The 854-nt window shown below is 61.1% G+C and carries 2 protein-coding genes; both read left to right on the top strand.

What is annotated here, in order from left to right; all coding sequences use genetic code 11:
- Nucleotides 1-464 (top strand): hypothetical protein (locus AACY49_RS29665; RefSeq protein WP_445262673.1); only part of this gene is annotated, 464 nt, incomplete at its 5' end.
- Nucleotides 465-534: 70 nt separating this feature from the next.
- The coding region (locus tag AACY49_RS29670) for a hypothetical protein (protein WP_339527742.1) at nt 535-854 on the top strand (320 nt) is incomplete at its 3' end.

Genomic DNA, 854 nt, shown 5'->3' on the forward strand with positions numbered 1-854 from the left:
AGGTGCTGGCGGGAGTCCTGCTTCCGTCCGCGACCGTGTTTCTCCTCCTGTTGTGCAACGATGAGGAGGTGCTGGGACCATGGGTCAACAGCCGCGGCATGAACATCTTCACGGCCGCGATCATCGCGGTCCTGGTGATCCTGTCGCTGGTCCTGACGGCGGGCGTACTCTTCCCCAATCTCGCCGCGCCCGTGATCCTCTATATCCTGGGTGGCGGCGCTGCGCTGTCGGTTTTGGCGGGCGGGGCCATCCTCGGCTACCAACATTTCTATCCGCACGCCGATAAAGCGAGCCCCATCGACCGGTCGCAACGGCTGTCATGGCGTATGCCGCCTCTCGCCTTGCTGGCGGCACCGAAACTGCCGCTCGGCAGCCGCATCGGCCTTACCGTGCTGCGAAGCTATCTCCTGATCGCGATGATCATGGTCATTTTCCGCATCTACCAACTCGCTGTTGGACACTGATCGTCGTCTGCGTAACATTGGCATCGGCACCCCCGTTTCGATGGCGGAGCCGCAAAGAGGAACTTCATAGGTGAGTGACAGTCCGGAACCGTCAACAGCAGACGCAGTGCTTTCCTTGTCGTCCCTGCTCAAGCACGCCGTGATCGACGGCGATGGACGTACGCTTGGCAAGCTATCGGATGTCGTCACACGACTTCGCGACAATGACTATCCCCTTCTGACCGGCTTGGTTATCGCACTGGGCAGTGCGGGCTATTTCGTACCGATGAGCGACGTCACCAGCATCGACCCCCTGGCGGTCCGTCTTCGGACGGCCAAGGTGGATTTGCGACCCTTCGAGCGACGCGATGGCGAGCTGCTGCTCAAGGAGAACATTCTCGGCCATCGCCT

It is taken from the genome of Pseudomonas sp. EL_65y_Pfl2_R96 (assembly GCF_963970905.1).
Lineage (GTDB): Bacteria > Pseudomonadota > Gammaproteobacteria > Pseudomonadales > Pseudomonadaceae > Aquipseudomonas.